The 24,245-nt window shown below is 72.1% G+C and carries 15 protein-coding genes; 6 read left to right on the top strand and 9 right to left on the bottom strand.

Going from position 1 to position 24,245, the window contains the following annotated elements:
• Positions 1-142: 142 nt before the first annotated feature.
• Positions 143-1,852 carry a diguanylate cyclase CdgB gene (gene cdgB, locus ACZ49J_RS36965; RefSeq protein WP_467455072.1) on the bottom strand — a complete coding sequence of 570 codons (1,710 nt, stop codon included), beginning with the start codon at positions 1,850-1,852 and terminating at the stop codon, positions 143-145.
• A gap of 468 nt (positions 1,853-2,320) precedes the next feature.
• On the opposite strand from cdgB, the gene ACZ49J_RS36960 reads away from it, so the two are divergent.
• The gene (locus ACZ49J_RS36960; protein ID WP_467455073.1) at positions 2,321-2,830 is read left to right on the top strand and encodes a flavin reductase family protein; all 510 of its coding nucleotides are present in this window, start codon (positions 2,321-2,323) and stop codon (positions 2,828-2,830) included.
• Between the two features lie 137 nt (positions 2,831-2,967).
• On the opposite strand, the gene arfB is transcribed toward ACZ49J_RS36960, so the two are convergent.
• A complete protein-coding gene (arfB, locus tag ACZ49J_RS36955; RefSeq protein WP_467455258.1) occupies positions 2,968-3,405 on the bottom strand; it encodes an alternative ribosome rescue aminoacyl-tRNA hydrolase ArfB in 438 nt (145 codons plus the stop codon).
• A gap of 167 nt (positions 3,406-3,572) precedes the next feature.
• On the opposite strand from arfB, the gene ACZ49J_RS36950 reads away from it, so the two are divergent.
• Positions 3,573-4,148 (top strand): TerD family protein, encoded by a 576-nt coding sequence (locus ACZ49J_RS36950; protein WP_467455074.1) that lies wholly within the window; start codon positions 3,573-3,575, stop codon positions 4,146-4,148.
• A gap of 390 nt (positions 4,149-4,538) precedes the next feature.
• Here the strand turns inward: ACZ49J_RS36950 and ACZ49J_RS36945 are convergent, their stop codons facing one another.
• Positions 4,539-5,954 carry a M1 family metallopeptidase gene (locus tag ACZ49J_RS36945; RefSeq protein ID WP_467455076.1) on the bottom strand — a complete coding sequence of 472 codons (1,416 nt, stop codon included), beginning with the start codon at positions 5,952-5,954 and terminating at the stop codon, positions 4,539-4,541.
• 36 nt (positions 5,955-5,990) lie between these two features.
• Between ACZ49J_RS36945 and ACZ49J_RS36940 the strand changes: the two genes are divergently transcribed.
• Positions 5,991-6,491 carry a hypothetical protein gene (locus tag ACZ49J_RS36940; protein WP_467455077.1) on the top strand — a complete coding sequence of 167 codons (501 nt, stop codon included), beginning with the start codon at positions 5,991-5,993 and terminating at the stop codon, positions 6,489-6,491.
• A gap of 193 nt (positions 6,492-6,684) precedes the next feature.
• On the opposite strand, the gene ACZ49J_RS36935 is transcribed toward ACZ49J_RS36940, so the two are convergent.
• Positions 6,685-7,395 (bottom strand): pentapeptide repeat-containing protein, encoded by a 711-nt coding sequence (locus tag ACZ49J_RS36935; RefSeq protein ID WP_467455078.1) that lies wholly within the window; start codon positions 7,393-7,395, stop codon positions 6,685-6,687.
• 139 nt (positions 7,396-7,534) lie between these two features.
• On the opposite strand from ACZ49J_RS36935, the gene ACZ49J_RS36930 reads away from it, so the two are divergent.
• Positions 7,535-8,716: an FAD-dependent oxidoreductase gene (locus ACZ49J_RS36930; RefSeq protein WP_467455079.1), complete on the top strand. Its 1,182-nt coding sequence runs from the start codon at positions 7,535-7,537 to the stop codon at positions 8,714-8,716.
• A 16-nt stretch (positions 8,717-8,732) separates the two neighbouring features.
• Here ACZ49J_RS36930 and ACZ49J_RS36925 read toward each other — a convergent pair whose 3' ends face one another.
• Positions 8,733-10,157, bottom strand: a complete 1,425-nt coding sequence (locus ACZ49J_RS36925) for an NAD(P)/FAD-dependent oxidoreductase (protein WP_467455080.1) — start codon at positions 10,155-10,157, stop codon at positions 8,733-8,735.
• 121 nt (positions 10,158-10,278) lie between these two features.
• On the opposite strand from ACZ49J_RS36925, the gene ACZ49J_RS36920 reads away from it, so the two are divergent.
• Entirely contained in the window at positions 10,279-11,160 is an 882-nt protein-coding gene (locus tag ACZ49J_RS36920) for an aminoglycoside phosphotransferase family protein (RefSeq protein WP_467455081.1), read from the top strand.
• Between the two features lie 2 nt (positions 11,161-11,162).
• Here the strand turns inward: ACZ49J_RS36920 and ACZ49J_RS36915 are convergent, their stop codons facing one another.
• Positions 11,163-11,870 (bottom strand): AAA family ATPase, encoded by a 708-nt coding sequence (locus tag ACZ49J_RS36915; RefSeq protein WP_467455082.1) that lies wholly within the window; start codon positions 11,868-11,870, stop codon positions 11,163-11,165.
• A 181-nt stretch (positions 11,871-12,051) separates the two neighbouring features.
• On the opposite strand from ACZ49J_RS36915, the gene ACZ49J_RS36910 reads away from it, so the two are divergent.
• Positions 12,052-12,387 (top strand): WhiB family transcriptional regulator, encoded by a 336-nt coding sequence (locus tag ACZ49J_RS36910; protein ID WP_467455083.1) that lies wholly within the window; start codon positions 12,052-12,054, stop codon positions 12,385-12,387.
• Positions 12,388-12,426: 39 nt separating this feature from the next.
• Here the strand turns inward: ACZ49J_RS36910 and ACZ49J_RS36905 are convergent, their stop codons facing one another.
• From ACZ49J_RS36905 to ACZ49J_RS36895, 3 genes are read right to left on the bottom strand one after another with little or no spacing between them, the layout of a single operon-like run.
• Positions 12,427-13,317: a mannose-binding protein gene (locus ACZ49J_RS36905; protein ID WP_467455084.1), complete on the bottom strand. Its 891-nt coding sequence runs from the start codon at positions 13,315-13,317 to the stop codon at positions 12,427-12,429.
• Positions 13,318-13,339: 22 nt separating this feature from the next.
• On the bottom strand, positions 13,340-15,976 hold the full coding sequence (locus ACZ49J_RS36900) for a right-handed parallel beta-helix repeat-containing protein (RefSeq protein WP_467455085.1): 2,637 nt from the start codon (positions 15,974-15,976) through the stop codon (positions 13,340-13,342).
• Positions 15,973-24,207, bottom strand: coding sequence for a hypothetical protein (locus ACZ49J_RS36895; RefSeq protein WP_467455086.1), 8,235 nt, complete (start codon positions 24,205-24,207; stop codon positions 15,973-15,975). The genes ACZ49J_RS36900 and ACZ49J_RS36895 overlap by 4 nt, the downstream gene beginning before the upstream one ends.
• Positions 24,208-24,245: the final 38 nt, after the last annotated feature.

The following is a 24,245-nucleotide window of genomic DNA, read 5'->3' as shown; positions in this document are numbered from 1 at the left end:
CCTACCCGCTCCGGCTGACCCAAACGGGTGACTCCGGTCGCATCATCTCGTCGGTCATGTCACCCGTCGTCTCCGGGATCAGGCTGCTGACCTGCCGGAAAGGGGTAGTGCACCCGGAGTGCACGGGGAATCCACCAGTGATTCACCCCGCACGCCGGTGCTGTCTGGGACGAGATCGTTTCTCGACGTACATCCGTTCGTCAGCGGACTTCAGCACCTCGTCGGCGGTCATGCCGCAGTGGGCCCAGCCGATGCCGAAGCTGGCGCCGACCCGCATGGCGCGGCCGTCGACGCGGATCGGCTGGATGATCTCGTTGCGCAGCCGTACGGCGAGGTCCTGGGCGTCGGCCCGGCCGAGTCCGTCGGCGAGGACCACGAACTCGTCGCCGCCGAGCCGGGCGACCGTGTCCCCGTCGCGCACGGCGCGGCTGAGGCGCCGGGCCACCTCGATGAGGACGGCGTCGCCCGCGTTGTGCCCGAAGCGGTCGTTGATCGACTTGAACCCGTCGAGGTCGCAGAAGAGCACCGCGAGCCCCTTGGTGCCGTCGTCGTGCTCGCTCTCGGGGGCGACGGTGTGCACGTGGTGGTCGAAGGCGTCGTATCCCCCGGCGCCGGACCCGGGGCCGGCGCCGAAGGTGAAGGCGTGGCCGTGGCCGTTCCCGTCGTACGCCGAGGGGTGGGCCTCGCCGAACTGGTCGTAGTTCTCGAACGCCGCGTTCATCGAGTCCGCCGCGCCGGCCGGCGACGACTGCGGCCGCTGGCAGAGGCGGGCGGACAGGCGGGAGCGCAGCTCGGCGGAGTTCGGCAGGCCGGTGAGCGAGTCGTGCGAGGCGCGGTGGGCGAGCTGGAGCTCGCGGCGCTTGCGTTCCTCGATGTCCTCGACGTGGGTGAGCAGGAAGCGGGGCCCGTCGGCGGCGTCGGCGACCACGGAGTTGCGCAGGGACACCCACACGTACGTCCCGTCACGCCGCCCGAGCCTGAGCTCCGCGCGTCCGCCCTCGGCGGAGGTCCGCAGGAGGGTGCCGATGTCCTCGGGGTGCACGAGGTCGGCGAACGAGTAGCGGCGCATCGCGGAGGCGGGGCGGCCGAGCAGCCGGCACAGGGCGTCGTTGGTGCGCAGGATCCGGCCGTGCTCGTCGCCGCCCATCTCGGCGATGGCCATGCCGGACGGTGCGTACTCGAACGCCTGCCGGAAGGATTCCTCACTCGCGCGCAGGGCCTGCTGCTCCCTTTCGAGCCTGACCAGTGCGCGCTGCATGTTGGCCCGCAGCCGGGCGTTGCTGATCGCGATGGCGGCCTGGAACGCGTACATCTGGAGCGCCTCGCGTCCCCAGGCGCCGGGGCGGCGGCCGTTGCGCGGCCGGTCGACGGAGATCACGCCGAGCAGCTCACCGCAGGAGGCGCCCGGGGCACCCGGGGTGTACATCGGCGCGAACAGGCGGTCGGAGGGGTGCCACTCGTCCTCGAAGCGGGGTGCGGGGCCCTCGGTGAACCACTGGGGGACGTCGTCGTCGTCGAGTATCCAGCCCTCGGTGTGCGGTATGAACCGCAGGTCGCCCCAGGCCTCGCCCATGGCGAGCCGGCGGTCCCAGGAGGCGCGGGAGCCGACGCGGCCGGTGATCAGTGCCTCGGCCGCGGAGTTGCCGGCGAGCGCGGCGACGACGAGATCGCCGTCGGGGCGCACGAGGTTGACGCAGGCCAGCTCGTAGCCGAGCCCGGTGACGATGCCGTTGGCGACGGTCTGCAGCGTGTCGGCGAGGCTGCGCGCGGTGTTCATGTCCGCCATGACCTGGTGCAGCTGCCGCAGCGTCCTCAGCCGGACATACGGCTCCGAGTCGGTGTCGGTCTCCATTCGCCCTCCCCCCGAGATCTCGCAGCAACTCCAGGGTTGTCTTCGGCGTGCTGGTCGGCGTACTACTCGTGCGTACTACTACTGGTAAGCGTCCCCGCCACTGAATCACAGCGCGCTGCCCACTCGGTACACAGGGTCAACAAAAAAGGGCACCTGTGACTCAAGTCACAGCAAAACATGAACAATTGAAGCGGGGTTCTGCGTTTTCGCCATGCGGTTGCTGAACAGATTCCAGGGTTCTTGTGTGAACACTGTGAGCGAACGTGACCGCGGCCGACCGCGAGTCTCCGGCGGCCCTTCCGCGAGTGTCCCGCAGGGCCTTTCTCACGCCCCTCCGGACGAAGGTCCTAGGACCGGCTCCGGACTCTGGTCGGATGTGGTGCCCACCGGACGCGGACTAGCGTCCCCACTGTGCCGAAGATCTCCCCCGCCCCGACCGTCTCCGTCCCCGCCGGGCATGCTGAGGGGGTGACCGAAGACGAGTTCCGTGCCGCCCTGTCCCGCCTGGCCGCGGGTGTGGTCCTGGTGACCGCGCACGAGCCCCCGCTGGACCCCGAGGGGCCGCGCGGCGAGGACGTCGGCATGACGGCGACGTCCTTCATGTCCGTGTCCCTGGATCCGCCCCTGGTCATGGTCAGCCTCCGTGAGGGCTCCCGGATGGACGACCTGCTCGCCGAGCAGCCTCTGTGGGCCGTCTCCGTCCTCTCCCAGAACCAGCGCCAGATCGCGGGCCGCTTCGCCATGAAGGGCCGTGTCAGCGACCGCCTCCTCTTCGCGGACATCCCGTACGAACGCGGCGAGGCCTCCGGGGCACCCCTCGTGAGCGGCGCCCTGGCGACCCTGGAGTGCCGCACCGAACAGCGCGTCACGGCCGGCGACCACACCCTCGTGATCGGCCGCGTCCTGACGGCTGCGGTACCGGGCGGGGACGGGGGGCCGCTGGCGTACTTCCGCGGGCGGTACCGGCAGTTGGGGTGAGGGGGAGCGCGCACCGAACCTGGTCGGCCGGCGTATGCAGAACGGCTGTGGACGCAGCCGAACGGTGTGGACGCAGCCGAACGGCTGTGGACGGAAACGGCTGTGGACGCGCTGGTCACCCACGCCGGTCCGGGGTGTCAGCCCCAGTCGCGTCCGGACCTTCCCCGCTTGGTGTCGGAGCGCTGCTTCTTCTCGCGCAGGCGGCGTTCGTTGATGCCGCGGGGGACGCGGGTCGGCCGGCGCGGCTTCGGCGGGGGTGCGGTGGCCTCGGCGAGGAGCGCGGCCAGCCGAACGGCCGCCGCCTCCCGGTTGCGCCACTGGGAGCGGTGCTCGGAGGCCCGGACGGTCACCACGCCGTCCACGAGCCGCCCGGCCAGCCTGTCGAGGGCCCGCTGCTTCCACACCTCGGGCAGCGCCTCGGTCCTCGCCAGGTCGAAGCGCAGCTCCACCTGCGAGTCGCTCGTGTTCACGTGCTGTCCGCCCGGCCCGCTCGACCGCGAGAAACGCCACATGAGCTCGGCCTCCGGCAGGGAGACGGAGCCACGGATGAGATAGGGACCGGACATGCCGTCCATGGTCGCGCGGCTGACCGGCACACGTCACGCGAATAAGTTCCACTGAGTTCCACCGGCTGCTCGGTAAAGAAAGCAAAGAGAGCCGGAACCTTGCGCACCCCCCTCGGCGTTCCTAGGGATGGCTGTAGTTTTCTGCCGTATCGCAACGAGGGAAGGGACTCCCAACAATGGCTGTAAGCCTGTCCAAGGGTGGCAACGTCTCGCTCACCAAGGAGGCTCCGGGCCTGACCGCCGTCACCGTGGGCCTCGGCTGGGACGTCCGCACCACCACCGGCACGGACTTCGACCTCGACGCGTCCGCGATCGCGGTCAACACGCAGGGCAAGGTCTACTCGGACGCCCACTTCGTCTTCTTCAACAACAAGCAGACCCCGGACCAGTCCATCGTCCACACGGGTGACAACCGTACGGGTGAGGGCGCGGGCGACGACGAGGCGATCAACGTCAACCTGGCGGGCCTCCCCGCTGACGTCGACAAGATCGTCTTCCCGGTCTCCATCTACGACGCCGAGTCCCGCTCCCAGAACTTCGGCCAGGTCCGCAACGCCTACATCCGCATCGTCAACCAGGCGGGCGGGGCCGAGATCGCCCGCTACGACCTGTCGGAGGACGCCGCCACGGAGACGGCGATGGTCTTCGGCGAGCTGTACCGCAACGGCGCGGAGTGGAAGTTCCGCGCGGTCGGCCAGGGCTACGCCTCGGGCCTGGTGGGCATCGCCCAGGACTTCGGCGTCAACGTCTGAGCCGCGCGCTGAACGACTGACGCACGCGCGGAGGAACGCACGGAGGAACGCACAGCGTTTGAGGGCCCCCGACTCCGGACATCCGGGCGGGGGCCTTCCGCGTGGGCGGCCCTTCCGCGCGCCGGCGGCGATTATGTGCGGGCGGGCCTTCCGCTTCGTGCGGGCGGCCGTTCCGCGCGCCGGGGGTGATTCCGCGTGGCGGCCCCTTCCGCGCGCCGGGGGTGATTCCGCGTGGCGGCCCCTTCCGCCCGCCGGGGACGACTCCGCGTGGCGGCCCCTTCCGCCCGCCGGGGACGACTCCGCGTGGGCTGCCGTTCCCTTCCGGCGGCCACCAGTAGCGGGCGCCGCGTGGTGTCCGCAGGCCGTCGGGGGCCGCGGCTCGCTGTGGGTTCAGGGCCTCGTCGGCTTTCCGTCCCCGTACAGCCACGCGTCCCAGATCCCGTCGAAGTCCTCGTCCGGGACCAGCTTCTCCACGTACGCCGTGAAGTCGTCGGTGTCCGCGTTGCCGTGGCGGTGCTCGGCGGCCCAGCCGCGCAGGAGCGTGCGGAAGGTGTCGTCGCCGGCCTTACGGCGGATCTCGTGGAGGACCATGGCGCCGCGTTCGTAGACCGGGCTGCCCGAGATGTGCGCGGCGCCTGAGGGCTTGCCGGGAGGGAAGGCCCAGATGTCCTCGTCGTCGGTGCGGTCCGGGTAGTAGGCGCCCTCGTACAGCGCGTCGAAGATCTTCTGGGCCGTGTCGCCGCCGTGCTCCTCCTGCCACAGCCACTCCGCGTACGTGGCGAAGCCCTCGTTGAGCCACATGTCCCGCCAGGTCCTGGGCGTGACGGAGTTGCCGTACCACTGGTGGGCCAGTTCGTGGACCAGGGTCTCGGTGTCGGGGGCGCCGGGGAAGACCGGGCGGTTCTGCGTCTCCAGCGCGTAGGCGGCGTCTCCCGGGCGGTCGACGATCGCGCCGACGGAGGAGAAGGGGTACGGCCCGAAGGTGTCCTCCGCCCACGTCATGACCTCGGGGATCCGCGCCAGGACCCCCCGGCTCGGCTCGTCCTGGGACGGGTCCACGGCCACGTACACGGGCAGCCCACGGTCCGTGGCGGACGCTCGGATCCGGTACGTGCCGATCGCCAGCGTCGTCACATAGCTCGCCATCGGTTCGGCGGTGTGCCAGGAGAACGTCGTCCGGCCCTTCCGCGTCGACTCGTCCTTCAACTCGCCGTTGGAGACCGCCCGCAGACCCTCGGGGACCGTGATGGCCAGGTCGTACGCCGCCTTGTCGGACGGGTGGTGGTTGCCGGGGTACCAGGCCATCGAGCCCGTCGGTTCGCCCAGCGCGAGCGCACCGTCGTCCGTGTGCAGCCAGCCCTCCTCGGAACCGTCCGGGTCGGTGATCGTCCTGGGCGAGCCCGAGTAGCGCACGGTCGTCCGGAACGTCTCCCCCTTGTCGAGGTCCCCCCTCGGGCGCACGGTCAGTTCCTGCCCGGCCCGGTCCCAGCGGGCCTCGCGGCCCTCGACGGTGACGGCCTTGACGTGCAGCCCCTTCAGGTCCAGGCCGAAGGCGTCCAGGCCCTGCGTGGCCCGTGCGGTGATCACGGCGGTGCCCCGCAGGTGGTTGCCGTCGGGGTCGTAGTCGAGGGTCAGGCCGTAGTGCGTGACGTCGTAGCCGCCGTTGCCCATCTTCGGGAAGTACGGGTCCCGCAGGCCGGTGGAACCGCTCCTCGATCCGTCGCATCCGGTGCACACGGACAGGGTGAGCAGGAACGCGAGCAGGGCGGCGGCTTTGGCGGGGACAACCGTCGCGGATCGGGACATGGCGCCGATCCTATGGGGACATGACACCATCGCCTCGTGCTCGACATCGGCTACGCCCTCTCCAACCGCTTCCCGGACCCGCCGCAGACCGACTACCGGCGTGCCGACGTGTACGCGCTGCGGCACGACCTGTTCTGCGGGGACGTGTACCTCGCCGACACGAAGGCGGACCGGGAGTTGTCCACAGCGTGGGGATGGGTGCCGGTGCTCGACTTCGCGTGGGCACTGTGCGACATCGCCGAGCGGCTCGACGAGGACCCGCGCGGCAGCCGGGCCGCGGGGCCCCAGCGGGCCGAGCTCGACTTCACCGAGTCCACCGACCGGATGCTCTTCGAGCGGCGGTTCGGGTGGGTGGACATCGAGGCGGAGTGGCTGCCGCCGGCTGAGCCGCCCCTCACGTTCTCCCACGCCGAGTTGCGCCGTGAGGCCCGCGACTTCCTGCACGACCTGATCGCCGACCTCACGGATCTGCACGAGGGGCTGCGGGAGAACTCGGTGATCTGGACGCTGGAGGCGCGGTTTCCCAGGGTTCGCTGAGTGGGCCGAGCGGGCCGAGTGGCCGGAGTGGCCCCAGTGGGCCGAGTGGACCGAGTGGGCCAGTGGGCCAGTGGGCCGAGTTGTGGGTCACTGTCCCTGGGGCTGCGCCCCCAGACCCCATCGGCCTCAACGGCCTCACCGCCTGAACGGCCTGAACGGCCTCACCCCCTGAACGGCCTGAACGGCCCCGTCCTCAAACGCCGGACGGGCTGTCGGGTATCACCCTGATCCCCATCTCCGCCGCCAGCACCGGCGCCAGCTCCAGCAGTTGCCCCGCACTGATCACCGCCCCCGCCAGCCGGTCGACCCCCCGCGTGATCTCCAGCTGGGCCGCCGCTCGCAGGTCCACGTCCGTGAGGACCGCCGCGCTGAAGTCCACCCGCTTCACCGCGCAGTCCACGAACTCGACCCGCTCCAGCCGGGCGCCCCCGAAGTCCGGCTCGACCAGGACGCAGTCCTCGAAGACCACGTCCTTGAGGTGGGCCTTGCGGAGGTTCAGGTAGTCGATCTTGCCGCCGCGAACCACCACACGCTCCAGCACCGAGCCGTGCAGCTGCACTCCCCCCAGCCGTGCGTCGACCAGCTCCACGTCCCGGAGGGTCGACTCGGCGAGGTCGACGCCGACTCCGCGTATGCCGGTGAGGACCGAGTCCAGCACGCGGGCGCGGTACAGCCGCGTCTCGTCCAGGGCGCAGCCCCTCAGCGCACAGTCCATGAAACGGGCGCCCGCCCCGTCCTGTGCCGCGAAGTCCTCCTCCGTGAACTCCAGCCCGTCGTAGTCCCCGTCCGGCTCCAGTCCCGCGCCGCCGTACGGCTCCAGCGGGGGCAGCCGCACCTCCGGCCGCCGCGCACCCTTCACCCCGGCACCGCCGGCACCCGTCCCGCCCGTCGCTCGCCCTGCCATGGCCCCATACTGCACTCCGCCACTGACAGCCGAGCTGACCTGCGCTTACTCCTCGTACCCGGCAGTGATGTCACATTCGGGCGCCCTGAACCGGTCGTACTGGCGACCGGAGAAACCGAAGCAGCAGGGAGCCCCCGTCATGTACCGCATCACCGTCATCGGTGGCGGCCTCGCCGGACTCACCGCGGCCATCACCGCCGCCGAGGCGGGCGCCAAGGTCACCGTGTACGAGGCCCATCACACGCTCGGCGGCCGGGCGCGGACCGCCGAGGGACCGTACCGGACGAACGAGGGTCCGCACGCCTTCTACAACGGCGGTCCGCACTGGATCTGGCTCAGGCAGCGCGACCTCATCGGCCCACTCGCCCCAATCCCGCCCCTGGAGGGAGCCCGGCTCAGGCTCCACCACAGGGGAGCCCTGCGCCGCACACCGCCCTTCGCGATGCTGAAGCTCCTGCGGCGGCGCACCGCCCACCGGGCGCCCGTCGACGTGGACTTCCTGACCTGGGCCACCGAGCAGGCGGGCGAGGAGGCGGCCCGGGCCGCGGCCCACTACTCCGCCGTCGCGCTCTTCCACCACGACCCCGGCTCGCTGTCCGCCGCCTTCGTGCAGGAGCGGCTGCTGAGGGCCACCAGGCTGCCCCCGGAGGCGCAGTACCCGCGCGGCGGCTGGGCGGGCGTCGTGGACCGGATGGCCGCCAGGGCCTGGAACCTGGGCGTCCGCGTGGAGACCCTCGCCCGGGTCGACGAGGTCCCCCGGGGGCGGGGACCGGTCGTCGTCGCCACCTCCCTCGACGCGGCCCGGCGGCTGCTCGGGGACGACTCGCTGACCTGGACCAGCGGTCGTACCGCGCTCGTCGACCTGGCCGTCCGCAGCCGTCGCGGCGACGCCTTCGCCGTGTCCGATCTGGACGCGCCCGGCTGGCTGGAGCGTTTCACCGCCCAGGACCGCACCCTCGCCCCGGCGGGGGAGCATCTGCTCCAGGGGCAGTTCCCGATCGGGCCGCGCGAGTCCCGTGCCGCCGGCGTCGCCCGCGCCGAACGCCTGCTGGACCTCGCCTTCGAGGGCTGGCGCGAGCGGGTCACCTGGCGGCGCGAGGCCACCGCGAACGGCCGTACGGGCGCGGTCGACCCGCCCGGCACCACCTGGCGCGACCGCCCCGCCGTCGACCGCGGCGACGGCGTCTACCTCGCCGGTGACCAGGTGGCGGCACCCGGCGTGCTCTCGGAGGTGTCGTTCAACAGCGCGCTGGCCGCGGTGTCCCTGGCCCTCGGCCGCCGGTCACCCGGCGCTCAGGAACTCCGCCTCAAGCACGCCTGAGGTGCCTCACACCGGCTCACACATGACGTCCCGCCACCCGGTCCGCCAGCCTCGCCAGACGCGACGACTCGGCGCTGTGCGTGGTCAGTTCGCGCTGGTCGGCCGCACGGTACGCGGCGTACAGGCCGTGGACGCCCAGCCAGCGCAAGGGTTCCGGCTCCCACTTGCGGACGCGGTGGCCCGCCCACGGCAGGGACGTCAGGTCCGTCGCGCCCGCCTGGCCGGAGTCCTGCTGGACGAGGTCGCGCAGAGTGCGGGCGGCCAGGTTCGCGGTCGCCACACCCGAGCCGACGTAACCGCCCGCCCAGCCCAGGCCCGTGGACCGGTCGAGGGTCACCGTGGCGCACCAGTCCCGGGGGACGCCGAGCACGCCCGACCACGCGTGGTCGACCCGTACACCGGTGAGGGACGGGAAGAAGCGGACGAGGATCTCGTAGAGCGCGCCGATCGTCTCCGGCCCGGTACGGCCGTCGTTGTCGGTGCGCGAGCCGTAGCGGTACGGCACACCGCGACCGCCGAGGGCGATGCGGTCGTCGGCGGTGCGCTGGGCGTACATGTAGGCGTGCGCCATGTCGCCGAGCGCCTCGCGGCCCGCCCAGCCGACCGTCTCCCACTGTGCCTCGGTGAGCGGCTCGGTCACGATCATCGAGGAGTTCATGGGCAGCCAGGTGCGCCGCTCGCCCTTCAGCGCGGCCGTGAAGCCCTCGGTGCAGCGCAGCACGTAGGGGGCGCGGACCGTGCCGTACGGCGTGACCGCGTGCTTGGGGCGGATCTCGGTGACCGGCGTCGACTCGTGAAGGGTCACGCCGAGAGCCTCCACCGCGGCCGCCAGTCCCTTGACCAGCTTCACCGGGTGCACACGCGCCCCGTGCGGGGTCCAGGACGCGCCGACGGCGTCCGCGACGCGTACCCGCTCGGCGGTCTCCCGGGCGCCGTACAGCTCGCGGTCCTTCTCGCCGTACGACAGCTCCGTCTCGTGGAAGGCCTTCAGCCGGGCCAACTGTGCTGGCGTGCACGCCACTTCGAGGACGCCGCCCTTGTGGATGCCGGCGTCGATCCCCTCCTCGGACGCGACCCTGACGACCTCGTCGACCGTGTCGTTCATGGCGCGCTGCAACCGTACGGCGGCGTCGTGGCCGTGCAGCTTCGCGTACCGGTCGCGGCCGGCGATGCCGTTGTAGAGCCAGCCGCCGTTGCGGCCGGAGGCGCCGTAGCCGCAGAACTTCTGCTCCAGCACGGTGATGCGGAGGAAGGGCGCCGCCTTCTTCAGGTAGTACGCCGTCCACAGGCCCGTGTAGCCGCCGCCGACGATCACGACATCGGCGGTGGCGTCCCCGGGCAGGGGCGCGCGGCGCTCCGGGAGCCCGTCGTCGGCGTACCAGTAGGAGATGCCTCCGTTGACGGCGTCGCCGGGGACGCCCGTGCCTGGTCTGCTGCTCATGGGGCGGGACGTTAGCCCGTACGGGGGGTGGGTGTCTCCTGCGGATTCCGGGGTCCGGGCATCGTGGCTCCGGCCGGTAATGCGCGTGCCTCGTACGGGAGTCGCCACTAAGGTCGGCTGGATGATCGAGGTCCCGGAGGAACTGGCGGCGTCACAGGGCGAGTTCAACGGGGAGGCGGGGCGCGCGTTCATCGCCGGTCTGCCCCGGCTGGCGGCGGACTTCCTCGACCGCTGGGAGCTGCGGGTCGACGGCCCGTCGATGTACGGCGTCTCCGCCCTGGTCCTGCCGGTGGTCCGCCCGGACGGCACCCCGGCCGTCCTCAAGCTCCAGCTGCTGGACGAGGAGAGCGCGGGTGAGCCGGTCGCGCTGCGCGTGTGGGACGGCGACGGGGCCGTACGGCTCCTCGACCACGACGACGCCACCGGCACGATGCTCCTCGAACGGCTCGACCCGGCCCGGATGCTCTCCCACGTGCCGGACACCCGCGAGGCCGTCCTCGTCATCGCCCGGCTGCTCGCCCACCTGACGTCCTTCCCGGCGCCCGAGGGCATGCGCCGGCTCGCCGACATCGCGGCGGCCATGGTCGAGCGGACCCCGGCGGCCGTGAAGCAGGTCGCGGACCCCTCCGCACGCCGTCTCCTCACGGACTGCGCCGCCGCCGTACGGGAGGTCCTCGACGAGCCCGGCGACCGCCTGCTCCACTGGGACCTGCACTTCGACAACGTCCTCGCCTCCGAGCGCGCCCCCTGGCTGGCCATCGACCCCAAGCCCCTCGCCGGCGACCCCGGCTTCGAGCTCTGGCCCGCCCTGGACAACCGCTTCGGCCCCGATGAGCTCCACTGGCGCTTCGACGCGATGACGGACGTCCTCTCCCTGGACCGCGCCCGTGCCCGTGCCTGGACCCTGGGCCGTGTCCTGCAGAACTGCCTGTGGGACATCGAGGACGGCCGTGACCTGGACCCGCGGCAGCTGGAGATCGGGCGGAGGCTGCGCGACGCCTGAGGTCAGTCGAGGATGTGCCGCAGATAGGCCTGGGGGTTGTCGAGGTAGCGGCGCCAGTGGTCGACCAGGTCCAGCTCATGCCACTTTGCCCGGCGCAGGCCGTGCTCTCCGACCTCGACGATGTCGGCGCCCGGCAGGGCGGTCAGCAGCGGGGAATGAGTGGCGCACACGACCTGACCCCCGTTCTTCGCCAAGTGGTTGAGGTGACCGAGGAGTTCGAGGCAGGAGGAGAAGGACAGGGCTGCCTCCGGCTCGTCCATCACGTACAGGCCGGGCTGGAGGAACGATCCCCGGAACGCCGCGAGGAAGCCCTCGCCGTGACTGACCGAGTCGGGCGCGAACCCCTCCCGGTTCAGCGCGTCCATCGCCGTCTCCGCGCGCAGGAAGAAGCCCTTGCGGGCCGCCCAGCTGCCGAGCATGCGCCGTCCGCGCGGCGCGGCGTCGAAGCGGATGCGTTCACCCAGCCTCGACTTGCCGCGCCGGCTTGCGTAGCGCCAGTTGTGCGAACCGCCCCAGGGGTCGAGGCCGAAGCCCTCCGCCAGGGCCTCGACGATCGTCGACTTGCCCGAGCCGTTCTCGCCGACGAGGAATGTCACCGGCGTGGTGAAGCGGAGCCCTTCCGCGAGGAGCCCCCGCACACAGGGCAGGGACCACGGCCACGTCCCCTCGTCATACGAGTCCACGTGTGCGTACGCGCGTTCGACGATCATCCGGTGAGTCTGTCATGACGCGGGGCGGGTGCAGGGAGCGATGGCGGTTGTGTGAAGGGGCCCGCCCAGGGTCGCTTCCGGTGAACCGCAGCGCCGCGGAACGCGTCGAGCAGGACGAACCGGTTCTCGCCGTGAGGGACCGGCCACTGGGCGACCGGCGTCCGCGGAGGAGACACAGAGAATGAGCCACCACCGGGACATCCCCATGCCCCCGCTGACGGGAGGCGAACCGTGCACGACGACCTACGGGTTCTTCCTCGACGACTACGACCCGCACAGCGGTGAGGTCGTGGCCGCGGCGACGATGTGCCGCCGCTGCCCGCTGGTCCGGGCGTGCTTCGTGTGGGCGCTGGCCAACCCGGCCCTGTCGACCGACGGGATCTGGGGTGCCACGACCCCGCCGCAGCGCCGGGCCCTCGGCAAGCGGTTGCGGCACCGGCTGGGCTCCCGGTCGATGCGGCGGACGCTCAGAGCGGAGTACGTGAGGGCGGTGGCGGCGTTGCCCAGGTCCACCTGACGCACGGGAGGCCGTACGTGGCGGGCCCGCAGGCCCAGATCAGGTGCTCCACAGCACGTTGCCCCCGGCGGCCACGATGACCACCTTGCCGTCCTTGCGGAGGACCAGCTGCGCACCTGGGTTGCCGCTGGTCTGCGAGGCCCAGACGGGCTTGTCGTCGCCGTTGTGGATCACGAGGTTGCCGTCCTGCTGGAACCGTGCCGTATGGCCCTGTCCGAAAGTCATGGACGCCCAGGTCGCCTTGCCGTCCTCGTTGTAGACGACGAGGTTGCCGTCCCCCTGCATGGTCATCCTGATGCGGTTCGTCTTCCAGGACTCGCCGGTGGAGAGGATGTTCGTGGCCGATATGACCGTCCTCGTCCACTCAGGGGTCTTGTCCTTCTCCTCCGTGGCCGACTTGCGGCTGGCGGAAGGCGAGGGCGGCGGGTTCTCGGGGGAGTTCTCGGTCTTCGGCGCCGGGGCCGCCGCCACGGCCGGTGCCTCGGGCGTGGCGGAAGGGCTCGGCTTGTCGGGCTTCTTCGACTTCTTGGGGCTCGGGGAGGGAGAGGGCTGCTCGGGGCTCTCGGGCGCCGCTGACACGGTCTGGGACGCCTTCTCCTCCGTGTCGTCGTCGTTCCCGGCCAGGAACAGGGGTACGGCGACGAGCGCGGCGACGACGGTGGCGGCCACGGCGGCCGTCCAGCCGGTGGCGGACCAGACGCGGGAGCCGGGGGTCATACCGCGCGGGGCGCGGGCGGGTTTACGGCGGAAGGTGTCCGCGAAACCCTTCGGGGCCGCGGGCCCCTGAGGCGGCTGTGCCGATGGGGTGGGCTGCGGCTGCTTCTGCGGCTGCTTCTGCTCCTGCGGCTCCTGCGACTGCTTCGGCTGCTGCGACTGCTGCTGCTTCGACTCCTGGGGCTGCTGGGACTGTTGCGGGCTGGGCTCGGGCATGGCTTCGGACTCCGGGGGTGTGTTACGGCAGGTCCTGTTCGTCCAGTTGCATCAGCTGGGCGGGATCGGGCGCGGTGAGTTCGGACACCCGCAGGGCCTGGCGTTCCGTCATGTGCTGGAAGAGCTGTCGTGCCGTCCGGCCGTTGCCGAACTGGGCGTTGCGCGGGATGAGTTCGACGTACTCGGCGAGTGCCTTGCGGGCGGCGGTCGTGAGTTCGTACCGGTGCCGCTGGGCATGGTGCTCGACGATGCTGACGAGTTCGGTCGAGCTGTAGTCGGCGAAGGTCAGGCTGCGGGTGAAGCGCGAGGACAGGCCCGGGTTCGAGGCGACGAAGCGGTCCATGTCGTCGGGGTATCCGGCGGCGATGACGACGACCTCGTCCCGGTGGTCCTCCATGAGCTTGACGAGCGTGGCGATGGCCTCGGTGCCGAAGTCGTTGGCGGCCCCCGCCGGGACGAGCGCGTAGGCCTCGTCGATGAACAGGACGCCGCCGCGGGCGCGCAAGAACGCCTCCGTGGTCTTGGGACCGGTGTGGCCGACGTACTCGCCGACGAGGGCGCTGCGGTCGACCTCGACCAGGTGGCCGTGGGAGAGCAGGCCGAGGGCCTTGAGGAGGCGGCCGTAGAGGCGGGCGACGGTGGTCTTGCCGGTACCGGGGTTGCCCGCGAAGACCAGGTGGCGGCTGAGCGGCGGGGCGGGCAGCCCGGCCTGCTCGCGCAGCCGCACGGTCTGCATCAGCTTGACCATGCCGCCCACGTCCCGTTTGACGCCGTCGAGGCCGACGAGCTCGTCGAGTTCGGCGAGCAGGTCCTCCAGGGTCTCGGGCTCCGGCTCTGGCTCGCCCTGCTGCCACAGCTCACCCCCCTCGGCGGAGACGGCCTCCGTGCCGGGGCTCGCCGGGGCGCGCGGGGCTGTCGGGGTGCCCGGGCCGGTCGGGGCGGTCGGACGGGACGGCGGAGGCGGGGGCGCGCCCGGACGGTCCGTCAGCGCCGGGAGCACGGACGTACGGACGCGGATCGCCGCGCAGTCCTCGAACACCGGCTCGGCCCCGTCGGCCAGCCCGACGTCCTGCCCGCAGTCGAAGACCCGGCAGCCCCGGAACCGCACCTCGGCGCCCTTGCCGACGTGCAGCGCGGGAAAGGCGGAACCCGTCAGGTCGCAGTGGTCGAAGGTGCCGCTGACCGACTCGCCGACCAGGATGCCGTTCTTGCCGCTCCCCTCGACGCGCACCGCGCCGACCTCGGCCGAGGCTCCCCGCCCCAGCACCAGCCCGCTCCCGGCCGCGCCCGACACACCGCCGCCCGTCATCGCGAGCCGTCCCCCGGCGTCGACGGCCACCCCGGCGCCGCCCGCCTCGGCGACCCGGACGCCCAGCAGCACGGCGGCGGAACCGGCGCCGACCTCGACGCCGCTGCGGCACTGGCCGAGGAGCGAGCAGTCCCGCAGTTCGGAGGGCTCCGCGGCGGTGGACCGCACCCGCACCCCGGTCTCCCCGCCCGTCACGCGCACGGCTGCCAGCACCGCCCGCGCCTCGTCCTCGACGTGCACACCGCAGGTCCGGACGTCGTCCAGCGTGCTCTCGGTCATCTCGACGTGCGCGCCGCCCACCGCGGCCACCCCGTGGTCGCCGCCCCCGCGTACCCGGCTCCCGCTGATCACGGCGACCGCCCGGTCCCCCAGGTGCAGCGCCGTACCGCCCGCCCGGTCGACCACGGAGTCGTCCAGCACCAGCGTCGTACCGCCCACGGCCAGCACCCCGTGTCCGGCCGGCGTGTCGACGCGGCAGCCCCGGGCGGTGAGCCGGGCGGTGTCGGCGGCCTCCAGTCCGTTGCCGCCGGGCTCGGTGATCCGGCAGTCGGTGAGCTCCGCCCGCGCCTCGTGCGAGACCCGCACCCCGGACCGGGCGGCCCCGTCGATCCGGCACTCGGTGAGCACGGCCTCGGCGGTGTCCTGCACGAGCACCCCGTTGCGGCCCGTGCCCGCCAGCGCGCAGTCCTGGGCCATCAGCCGCGCGCCGCCCCTCACTCGCAGCGCCGACCCGGAGGTGCCCCTCACCCGCAGCCGCTCGGCGAGCAGCACGGCGGAGCCGGACAGCACCGCGCCGATGCCGTCCACCTCGTCGATCAGCGTGTCCTCGGCGCGTGCGCGGGCGTCGCCGGTCAGGTGCAGGGCGGTGTTGCGGGCGTCGCTCAGTGTCGTGCGGCGCAGCAGCAGCACGCCTCCGCCGTTGACGGGGTCGGCCAGTTCGGTGGTGAGGTCGGCATCGGGGGTGAGTGCCGCGTTGGCCGCCGCCGACGAGCCCGCCGCCGAGCCGAGCACCTCGACGCGGCCGCCGCTCAGCTCGCAGTCCTCCAGCAACAGCCCGGCCGCGTCCTCGACCCGTACCAGCGCCTCGGCCGGGTCGGCGCCGAGCAGCGTCAGCCCGGTCAGCACGCAGTCCGGGGCGGTGACGGTGACGGCGGGCCCGGCGGGAGGGCGCACGACCACGGAACCGGTGCCGCCCTCCGGCTCCAGGACGACGCGGCGGGCGAGCCGCAGCGGCTCCGCGTACTCGCCGGGCTCGACGCTCACGAGCGCCCCGGCGGGGGCGGCGTCCAGCGCGGCGCCGATGGTCCGGTGCGCTCCGCGGCCCTTGGCGGCCACGCGGATCACGGTCATGAGGAGGACCCTCCGTTCTGGGCCCCGGTCGAGCCCCCGCCGGAGCCACCGGTGGAGCCACCGGTAGAGCCACCGGCGGAGTCCCCGCGCGGATCCGTGTAGTAGCCCGGGCCGGTCGACTCGGTGAGCGTCTTGCCGATCCACAGGTTGGAGAAGAGCTTGTCGATCATCTTGCCGACGCCACCGACGACGAAGATGTCGAAGGGGCCCTGGCGGTGGTACCAGCGCCCGCCGAGGTTCTGGGTGATGATCGTCTTGCCGAGGCCGGTGGTGACACCGCCGACCGCGCTGCCCGCCATGCCGACCAGCCCCGCCAGCAGCGCGTCCCCGCCGGACAGGTGGACGGTGTTGCCGTTCTTGTCCTTCACGCCGAAGATCGCCGCCGAGGCCGCGCCGCCGATGAAGCCGGCCGTCATGCCGCTGACCATGCCGAGGCCGAAGTCGTAGGTGCCGGAGCGCCAGCGGACCACCTTCTCGTTGCCGCCGTACTCGGCTCCCCAGCTGTCGTCGTTGGGGCGGCGGTTGTAGGGCTGGCCCATGTCGATCTGGCTGAACCCGGTCTTCCACGGGCCGCCCCGGAAGGTGGCGAGGTGCCCGGCGGAGAAGGTGCCCTTGACGCCCGCGCTGACGGTGGCGCCGAACGCGGCCTTGGCCACGTCCATGCCGCCGAACGGGGTGCCGGTGGCGGCCGCGACGATGCCGTAGACCATCAGGTTGATGGAGAAGTCCAGGATCCACTCCTGGACCATCTCGATGGCGATCTGCCGCGCGGCCCGGTTGATGAACGGGGTGTACGTGGACGCGCCGTTCGTGGTGGCGCCCCACTCCCAGTTGTTGGCGTCGCGCCACATCCGGTTGAAGCCGCGGTACTCGTTCATCAGGCCGGTGAAGTTGGTCTCCCGGCCGATGAGGGAGACCCGTCCGAAGGTGTCGGTGTGCCAGACGAACCCGGTCATGCTCCGCTCGTCGATCATCGTCACGCCGTCGGTGCCGTACCGGCGCCACTGCTTGTGCCAGTCCTCGCTCTCGAGGAAGGTGCCGTCGTCGAGCTCGATCTTGCGGCCGATCTCGATGCCGTTCTCGTACTCCTTCCACACGTGCGGGTTGGCGCCCGCGAGGCCGGCGGGGTCGGGCACGTACTCGCGCACGCGGTGCGGGGCGTCGGTGAACCAGGAGGTGCCGGCCGGCTTGGCCGGGATCTCCTGGACGACCCGGTTGCCCAGGCTGGGCACCTGGTCCTGCCAGGTGGCGCCGGGGCGCCAGTCGGGGATCGGGTTGCCGCCCGCGTCGAACCACTGGCGGATCCGGTCGCCCTGTCCGGTGCCGAAGTTCCTGACCGTGCCGTCGGCGTCGATCTTGTTCCAGTGCCAGGTCCTGCCGCCGTTCGGGTGGGGCACGGACCAGGAGTCGATGGTGGTGCCGTCGGCGAGGAGCCGGTGGTCGCGGACCAGTTGGCCTGCCCCGTCGAAGTCCTGGTACGACTCCCGGTCCCAGCCCCAGGGCGTGACGTCGCCCCGGTTGTGGTTCAGCTTGCGGATGCCGCCGTTGCCCAGGCTGTCGGTCCAGCGCACGTCGCCGTTCAGCATGCCGGTGGAGGTGACCTGGACGTGGTTGCCGCCTCCCGCCGGGTCGGGCCAGGTGTCCTGGCGGCTGACGACCAGGCCGTGGTGGTTGTAGCGGGTCCAGTCGCCGTTGTTCAGGTGGGCCGGGGTCTGCTGACCGGGGGCCGGCCGGTACTCGACGACCGTTCCGTCGTCCAGACCGGACCGGACGACGTTCCACTGGCGGCCCGCGATGTTCGGCGAGTACCAGTCGCCGTCGTTGAGCCCCGTGGCCACCCGGTCCTGCCAGACGACCCGGCGGCCGTCGATCGTGGGCGTTGTGAAGTCGTTCCCGTTGTAGGTGCGGTGGCCCTGCGGTTTGCCGTCGCCCTGGGACCAGGGCAGGTAGTTGTTCTGGCGGGCCACCCCGTCCGGCATCTTCACGTCGCCGACGGTGAGGGTGTCGCCGTTCGTGAGCTTGCGGGTCTCGCGGACGACCTCCCCGGTGCGGATGATGTCGGTCGTGGTGTTGTTGCTGACGAAACGCACCCCGTGGACGGGTGCCCCGCCGCCCGCCGGGGTCTGGGTGAAGTGGTGCACCTGGAGCTTGCTGTCCCACTTCAGCCAGGACACCTGGTCGAAGTTCATGGCCCGGTAGTCGCTGCTCATCAGCCAGCGCCAGGAGACCGGGGGCCGCTGCTCGGCGAAGCGGCGGCTCTCGAGGAAGTCGCCGTCCTTCAGGGTCAGTCCGCGGCCGTTCTCCTTGCCGTGCGCCGACCAGGACGTGTAGTCCTTCTTCGGTACGCCGTCCGCGCCGATCTCGGTCTGGTGGAAGCGGCGTACGTCGTGCACGGACCAGGTGAAGCGGCCCCACTTCTCGTGGACGAGGACGCTCTCGCCGGTCTTCGGGTTGACCATCGTGTCGGTGTAGCCGCGGCCCGGGCCCCAGTTGCGGGTGCCCTCCGCGATCGGCCGGGACGCGCCGTCGTAGCGGGTCCAGGTCGTCCTGGCGAAGCTCTGGGTCAGCGGCTTGTTGTCGAGGTTGGCCAGGATGTGCCCGCCGTCCGGTGTCTCCTGGAAGTGCCGGACGCGCGTGTCGATGCCCCTGGTGGTCGTCACGTCGAACCAGCTGCGGCCGCTCTCGCCCCAGTGCCGGGTGCCGAAGCGGGTCACCGCGCCGTTCGCGTCGTACTCGGTCCACACCCCGCGCTGGTTGAACCGCCCGTAGTCGCCGACCCCGGCGGGCGAGTGGTACGCGTCGACGACGTGGCCGCCCGGCAGGGTGCGCCGGTCGAGGACCTCGACGCCGGAGTGGCTGGTCAGCCGGACCCGGCCGTTTGCGAGTCCCTTCACGTCGACGGTGCCGCGGTCGTACCAGTCGCGGGCTCCGGTCGCCGGCCGCGGGTTGCCGTGCCCGTCCAGCCGCACCCGCTCCCAGCTCGGCTTCGTGACGCCGTCCGTCGGGTGGGTGACCTTGAGGTACTCGTTCGGCTTGAGGGTGCCCTTGTTGACGACGTTGATCCGCTGCTCGGTGAGCTTGCCCAGGTTGTCGTACAGCTTGTACTCGCCCGCCCGCGAGCCCGCGAAGCCGTCGATCCGGTACCCACCGCCCGGCTGCGGCGTGACGGTGAGCTGCCCGCCCGGAGGCACCGGGGCAAGGTCGCCGTCGAGAAGCGCGTGCGTATCGGTACGGACGAACCGGACGCCGACGGAGTCGGAGAGCTGGACGGCGTCGAACTGACGGTTGCCCTGCCCGTCGAAGACGCGGAAGGTGCCGTTCCCGGCCGTGTCCGTGGCCGCGAGGTCGACCCGGCCGTTCGTGTTGACGAGCAGGATCTCGCCGTCCTGGCTGACGCGGAAGCCGCCGCCGTTCGGCCGGGCGGCGATCCGGACGTCGTCCATCCGGACCAGGTTGCCGTCCAGCATGTCGACGGCGCCGCCGGGGTGGAACTGCAGGGACCGGCCGATGGGGCCGCCGCTGCCGTCGACGACAGCGCGGGTGACGGTGAAGGCGCCGCCCGGACCGGCACTGACGGTGGCATGCGGCACGGGGTTGCCGCCGGCGTCCTTCAGGACGGGGACCGGGTTGGTGCCGGTCACCGGGGTGTGCACGAGGCCGCTGCCCTGGGCGGCGGTGACCGAGGCGACGTTGTCGGTGTGCGCGCCCTGGGCGTTGACGACGATGTGGTCGTTGCCGTGCTGGATCCGGAAGCCGCCGTTCGGCTGGGGGACGACGATGGCGTCGTCCATGCGGGGCGTACCGTCCAGACCGATCCGGAGGTCACGGCCGCCCAGCGGGCCACCCTGGAGCGTCAGCAGGTCGTTGGTGTGCGCGCCGGTACCGTCGTACACCGTCGTACGGTTGCCGCCGGCCGGGACGTGGAACTCGTTGCCGACCCGCGTGACCGCGCCCTGGTCCACACCGCCCGTGCTGACCCGGCCCAGCGGGCCGCCCGGGGTGTTCGGCACGAGCACCAGGTCGTTCGTGCCCTGCAGCGCGACCACGTTGTGCGTCTGAACGCCGCCCCCGTCGACCACCCGAGTGGGCGTGCCGTTGAGGTTCACGTCCAGACGACTGCCCGCGAGCGGACCGCCCTGGATCGACAGCAGTTCGTTGGTGTGCGCGCCGGTACCGTCGTACACCGTCGTACGGTTGCCGCCGGCCGGCACGTGGAACTCGTTGCCGACCCGCGTGACCGCGCCCTGGGGCTGGCCGGCGCCGTCGACCCGGACCAGGGTGCCGGTCGGGGTGTTCGGCACGTGCACCAGGTCGTTCGTGCCCTGGAGGGCGATGACGTGGTGGGTCTGGCGGCCGTCGGGGCCGACCACGATGTGGCGGTTTCCGTGGTCGATGCGGAAGGCGTTGCCCGGCTGCGGGGTGACGGTGGCGCCCGTGATCCTGGCCCCGCCGGCGTCGACCAGCTGCTGGGTGCCGCGGTGGATGTAGCCGCCGCCCTGAACGGTGAGCGCCTGGTGGCTGAAGCCGCCGTTCGTGGTGTGGACGTCGACGACTCCGGCCGGGGTCTGCGTCGTACGGACGTGGTACACGCCGCCCGCCGACGTGACCGAGCCGCCGGGGTGCGGGACGGCGGACGCGTCGGTGAGCTGCAGGCCCCTGCCGCCCGGGGCGGGGATCACGTAGACGTTGTTGCCGACGCCGCCTCCGGTCAGCTGGGTACCGGAGCGGCCCGGCATACCGGTCGCCGGGTCGTACAGCTGGAAGCCGCCGTTGGTCGGGATGTTGAGCTCGCCGCCCACGTACCGCGCCTGCCCGGCCGGCAGTGGGTTGCCCGACACGTGCCGTACGGCGCCTGCGCCCAGCAGGTCGATACCGACCGTGGTCCCTCCGTGCGGTCCGCCCGCGAGGGTGATCAGGCGCTCGTCGCGGACCGGGCTGAGCGCGCCGGCGTTCAGGGTCAGGTCGAGCTGCCGGACCTCGACCGCGCTCACGGCGTGGTCGACGCGCAGCAGGTCGGCACCGTTCGGGCCGGCGCCGGGGAGGTGCAGGGTGGTGATCGTTGGCATGCCCTGGCCGCCCTGGACCGGACTCACCCCGGTGATCTGGCCGGGCGTGCCACCGAAGCGCACCTGGATCTGGGCGTTGTTCACGCCCGGCACGTTCAGGGTGGCGGGCGGGACGGCGTTCGTGGGAGCGGTGGTGGGGAGGGGCTGGTTGGCGGGGCCGGCGACGGTGGTGTTGGTGAGGCCCTGGTTCGCGGGCGGCATCGCCCCCAGCACGTGGGACTGGCCCAGGGTGCCCGGCGGGAAGTGCTGTACGCCGCCGACCTGCGCCCAGTTGTTCGCGGCGTTCAGGGAGTACGTCCACTGGTCCGTGCCGCCGTTGTTCGGCAGGGTGCGCTGGACGCGCAGGACGTCCGCGCCGTTCTCGAGGTCGTGCCAGGCGGTGACGCCCTGCACGCCGCCCGTGTTGACGGTGACGTTGGTGCCGTGCGGGCCCGATCCCGGGGTCACCCGCACGCTGACGCCGGGCAGCGAGGCGTCGAGGTTGGTGAACGTGTGCAGGAAGTTGAACTGCTGACCGGACATCATCCGGACCTCGACGGTCCGGGGCACCAGCGTCGTCAGGTCCACCCGGCCCAGCTTCGGCAGGTCCACGATGAGGGCGTCGTTGCCGGGGCCGTTGAGGCCGCCGGTGTTGGCGGGGGTGGGCGTGGGGGTCGGCGCGACATGGGAGGCGGGAGTGGCGCTCAGGTCGCCGGCGGGGGTGCTCAGGCGGCCCGTGCCGACGGCGTCGACCTGGGCCGGGTTCACCGACGGGGTGTCGACGTGGATGGCGGCCGGCCCGTTGACGCCCGCCGTGGGAACTCCCGCCGTGGGCACGTCCACCCGGGCGCCGTCGGCCTGTCCGGCGTGCACCCCGCCGGAGTTGACGGACGAGACGTCCACCCGGGCGCCGTTGACGTCGACGCCGTTCACTCCACCGGAGTTGACGGACGAGACGTCCACGCGGCCGACGTTCACGTTGACGCCGCTCACCCCGCCCGTGTTGACCGACGGGACGTCCACGCGGCCGACGTTCACGTTGACGCCGCTCACCCCGCCCGTGTTGACCGACGGGACGTCCACCCGGCCGACGTTCACGTCGACGCCGTTCGCCCCGCCGGCGCTGACGGACGGGACGTCCACCCGGGCGACGTTCACGGAGGGAATGTCCACGTGGGCGGCGCTCACCGACGGGGCGTCGACCCGGCCCGGGTTCGCCGACGGGACGTCCAGCTGTCCGACCGACGGCATGTCGACGCGCGAGACGGAGGCGCCCGCCGACGGGATGTCGGTGATGCGCGCGTCGACGCTCGGCATGTCGACCCGGACGGCCGTCGGCCCCGACGACACCGAGCCCAGGCTTGGCACGTTGATCTGCCCGACGGAGGGAACGTCGACCTGCCCTGCGGCCGGCACGTTGACGGAGCCCACGGAGGGCGTCGGTACCGACGCCAGGCCGTCCATCTGTCCCACGCCCACCGTCGGCAGGTTGATCCGCGTGGCCCCGGCGCCGACGGCCCCCAGGCCCGGCACATTGATCTGGCTCCCGTCCAGCGCACCGGCTCCCGCGCCCAGCGACGGCACGTTCAGACCGCCCGTCCCGGGTGTCGTCACCGACGAGACCGGGCCCAGCTGCGGCAGGTCGAGCCCGCCCATGGTGCCGAGCCCGCCCGTCGACGGGATGTCCACCACCTTGGCGTCGATGCCCGGCACCGACGCGGCGAGCCTGCTGCCCAGCCCGTTGAAGCCGCTGAGGTTGATCGTCCCGATCGGGCCGGACACCGACACCGGCGGCAGACCGCCGAGGTTCGACCCGACTCCCCCGCCCGCGCCGTTCGGCGTGAACTGCCCGGTGTTGATGCTGGGCAGCGAGCCGAGGCCCGCCCCGGGCCGGAACAGGTCGAGGCCGGCCGCGACCCCGCCGCTGATCTTGCTGGTCGCCCCGAGGAACTGGCCGCCCGCGAAGGCCCCGTACCGGTACATGCCGAAGACGCCGCGGTCGATGACGCCGATCCTGAGCGCGAAGGCCAGTCCGTTGCCCATCTCGTCGGCGGCCACCGGCAGGAAGAACCGCAGCCCGTTGAGCCCCCGCACGCCGTTGACCATGCTGTGGCCCAGCGAACTGCCCAGCCCCCGGATCCCGTTCAGGCCGGTGATCGCGGACCGAAGCCCGAAGAAGGTCTTCGCGCCCATCAGGTTGATCACGGTCAGCTCGCTCGCGGCGGGGATGATGCTGAAGGTCCTGCCGAACGCCCCGCCGCTCATCGTGAAGCCCTTGATGCCCGGCATGAAGGTCATGTTGGGGACCCTCAGTCCGCTGATGCCCTTCAGCCCGTTGTTCAGGAAGACGTTGGTGGCCCGGAAGGCGTCGTCGATGCCGAGGGTGAGGCGGCCGAAGAGCCCGAGCGTGTTGGGGCCGCCCAGGAACAGGTTCCTGCCGCCGTTCCAGGCGCCGACGCCCGCGCCCTTCAGGCCCTTCCACACGTTCGCGAGGTTGATGCCCTTGGTCGTGGGCGCGATGACACCGATGATCGACAGCACCAGGTCCGTGATGCTGGCCTTGCCCTGCGAGAAGGCCACCGCGGTCTTGATCAGCAGCGCCACGTTGAGCGCGATGGTGAACAGCGCCAGCGGGCCGCCGACGATCATCGCGGGGATGACGAGGATCAGCGCCAGCCAGCCCAGCGCCTTCCAGATCTCCTCGCACTCGTCCACTGGCGAGGCGATGCTGTCCGCCGCCTCACGGATCGCCTCCGCGGCCGTGCTCGCCGCGCCCTCCAGGATGTCCTTGGCGTCCTCGGCGGTGGCCTTGTGGGTCTCGCGGCCCTCTTCGTCGTCCTCGGCCAGCGCGGCCGCCGCCTCCAGCGCGGCGTCCGCCCGCCGCTGCTGCTCGCGCATCACGCCGACGTACGTCCGCAGCGCCGACTGCACGTCCACGTGCGCCTGCCGGAAGGTGGACACGTAGTCGCGCAGGTCGCCGTCGATCACGTCGCGGAGCGCGTCGGCGGTCTTGCCGACGAAGGCCCCGTCGGTGGTGTCCATGATCTCGGTCAGTCCCGAGTCGATGGTGTCCGCCAGCTCGACCAGGTCGTCCTGGGAGGTGATGACGGAGTCGATCCGGTCCGGGTCGCCCGGTGTCGGGTCGCTGCCCAGACCGAGCGCGCTCCAGTCGGCGGGACGGGCCATCGGGACACTCGCTCCTTCCGGTCAAAGGGTCTGCTGCA

Source organism: Streptomyces sp. NPDC030840 (genome assembly GCF_055572015.1).
Note: the sequence above shows the minus strand (reverse complement) of the source record. Positions and strands in the feature narration are given on the sequence as shown.